Origin of the sequence: Bradyrhizobium sp. PRIMUS42, from assembly GCF_023006515.1 — a bacterium.
Lineage (GTDB): Bacteria > Pseudomonadota > Alphaproteobacteria > Rhizobiales > Xanthobacteraceae > Bradyrhizobium.
This window is the reverse complement of sequence record NZ_JALBGZ010000776.1, coordinates 1-2,786: the sequence shown is the minus strand read 5'-3', so window position 1 is coordinate 2,786 and position 2,786 is coordinate 1. Positions and strand designations below refer to the sequence as shown.

Annotated in this window: 3 protein-coding genes and 1 pseudogene; all 4 read left to right on the top strand. The window is 63.4% G+C overall.

The window, feature by feature from the left end:
* A partial coding sequence (pgk, locus tag MOV75_RS33445; RefSeq protein WP_247007461.1) for a phosphoglycerate kinase occupies positions 1–191 on the top strand: 191 nt, incomplete at its 5' end.
* A gap of 58 nt (positions 192–249) precedes the next feature.
* The gene (gene fba / locus MOV75_RS33440; protein WP_211415912.1) at positions 250–1,317 is read left to right on the top strand and encodes a class II fructose-bisphosphate aldolase; all 1,068 of its coding nucleotides are present in this window, start codon (positions 250–252) and stop codon (positions 1,315–1,317) included.
* Between the two features lie 255 nt (positions 1,318–1,572).
* Complete coding sequence (locus tag MOV75_RS33435; RefSeq protein ID WP_246931651.1) at positions 1,573–2,598, top strand: class I fructose-bisphosphate aldolase; 1,026 nt, start codon at positions 1,573–1,575, stop codon at positions 2,596–2,598.
* Between the two features lie 3 nt (positions 2,599–2,601).
* Positions 2,602–2,786: pseudogene (locus MOV75_RS33430) on the top strand (thiamine phosphate synthase); the annotation flags it as partial.

Genomic DNA, 2,786 nt, shown 5'->3' with positions numbered 1-2,786 from the left:
CCAAGCACGCTGCCGAGCGCACCAAGGCCAAGAAGCTGATCTCGATCGCGGGCGGCGGCGACACCGTCGCGGCGCTCAACCAGGCCGGCGTCGCCGGCAGTTTCACCTATGTCTCGACCGCCGGTGGCGCGTTCCTTGAATGGATGGAAGGCAAGCCCCTGCCCGGCGTTGAGGTGCTGCGCATCAAGTAAGCTTCAATCGGCAAACATTGAGCGGCCTTTGGAAGGCCCAAACGGGAGAAAAAGACAGATGGCTCGGATCACGTTACGTCAATTGCTCGACCACGCGGCGGAGAACGATTACGGCGTACCGGCCTTCAACATCAACAATATGGAGCAGGCGCTGGCGATCATGGACGCGGCCAACCAGGTCGACGCGCCCGTCATCATCCAGGCCTCGCGCGGTGCGCGCTCCTACGCCAACGACATCATGCTCAAGCACATGATGGACGCGGTCACCGAAATCTACCCGCACATTCCGGTCTGCGTTCATCTCGACCACGGCAACGAAGCGGCGACCTGCATGACCGCGATCCAGGCCGGCTTCACCTCCGTCATGATGGACGGCTCGCTGAAGGCCGACGGCAAGACCCCCGGCGACTGGGCCTACAATGTCGGCGTCACCAAGACCGTGACCGACATGGCCCATCTCGGCGGCATCTCGGTGGAGGGCGAGCTCGGCGTGCTCGGCTCGCTCGAAACCGGCATGGGCGACAAGGAAGATGGCCACGGCGCCGAAGGCAAGCTCAGCCACGACCAGCTCCTGACCAATCCGGACGAGGCTGTGAAGTTCGTCCAGGAGACCAAGGTCGACGCGCTCGCGATCGCGATGGGGACTTCGCACGGTGCCTACAAGTTCACCCGCAAGCCCGATGGCGACATCCTCGCCATGAACGTGATCGAGGAGATCCATCGCAAGCTGCCGAACATGCATCTCGTCATGCATGGTTCGTCCTCGGTGCCGCAGGACCTGCAGGAGATCATCAACGCCAATGGCGGCAAGATGAAGCCGACCTGGGGCGTGCCGGTGGCCGAGATCCAGCGCGGCATCAAGAACGGCGTGCGCAAGATCAACATCGACACCGATAACCGCATGGCGATGACCGGTCAGATCCGCAAAGTGCTCAAGGACAGCCCGGAAGAGTTCGATCCGCGCAAATATCTGAAGCCGGCGATGGAAGCCATGACCAAGCTGTGCAAGCAGCGGCTCCAGGAGTTCAACACCGCGGGGCAAGCCTCCAAGATCAAGCGGGTCCTGACCACCGCCGAAATGGCCAAGCGCTACGCCAAGGGCGAGCTCGACCCGAAGGTGGCTTGATCTTTCCCTCCCTCTCCCCGCTCTTCGCGGGGAGAGGGTTGGGGTGAGGGGCTCTCTCCGCGAGTTGTGCCCTATCGATAGACCTGTACCCCCTCACCCGGATCGCAAGGGCGATCCGACCTCTCCCCCGCAAGCGGGGCGAGGTAAAAGGCCAAACCTCCCCCCTTTACCCTGCGACGAACGTTAACTCGGCATTTGCCCGAGAACGGTCTATTTTCACGGTCAAGGGCAGAATCGTTTTGGGAGGACCTCTCGATGAATCTGACTGAGCTCAACAGGGTGGCGACCGCCATGGTCGCATCAGGCAAGGGTATCCTTGCCGCTGACGAATCCTCCGGCACCATCAAGAAGCGCTTTGACGCGATCGGCGTGGAATCGACCGAAGCCAACCGCCGCGACTATCGCGAGATGCTGTTCCGCTCCCAGGAGGCCATGAGCCAGTATATTTCCGGCGTGATCCTCTATGACGAGACGATCTGGCAGGACGCCAAGGACGGCACGCCGCTGGTCAGGCTGATCGAACAGAGCGGCGCCATTCCCGGCATCAAGGTGGACGAAGGCACGCAAGCCCTGCCGATGTGCCCGGGAGAACTCGTCACCGTCGGGCTCGACAAGCTCGCCGACCGGTTGAAGAAATACCATGAGCGCGGCGCCCGCTTTGCCAAATGGCGCGCGGTGATCGACATCGGCAGCGGGATTCCCTCGATGACGGCGATCAGCGTCAACGCCCACGCGCTGGCGCGCTATGCCGCGCTGTGCCAGGCCGCGCAGATCGTGCCGATCGTCGAGCCTGAGGTGCTGATGGACGGCGACCACGACATCGACCGCTGCTATGAGGTCACCCAACGCGTGCTCAACAAGACGTTTCAGGAATTGCGCGTGCAGCGCGTCGCTCTCGAAGGCATGGTGCTCAAACCCAACATGGCGATATCAGGCAAGAAGTGCGCAAAACAGGCCTCCGCGGAGGAGGTCGCGGAGAAGACAGTTCGGCTCCTGAAGGCCTGCGTGCCCGCGGCGGTGCCCGGCATCGCCTTCCTCTCCGGCGGCCAGTCGGACGAAGAGGCGACCGCCCATCTCAACGCCATGCACAAGCTCGGCCCACTGCCCTGGGGCCTGACTTTCTCCTACGGCCGCGCGCTCCAGGCCGCGCCGCAAAAGGCCTGGTCCGGCAAGGCCGAGAACGTCGCGGCCGGACAGAGCGCCTTCAGCCATCGCGCACGGATGAACGGCCTGGCCTCCAAGGGCGAATGGCAAAGCAGCCTGGAAAAGAAGGCGGCCTAGATCTTGTCGAACAAACCACCTCCGCCGCGCCCGGCGCCGCGTCTCTATCTCGCGACGCCTGTCGTCGATGATCCCGCTTCGCTTCTTGCCGAACTGCCCGGCCTGCTCGCCGCCGCCGACGTCGCGGCCGTGCTGCTGCGGCTGAAGGACACCGATCAGCGCACCATGATCACGCGCATCAAGGCCTT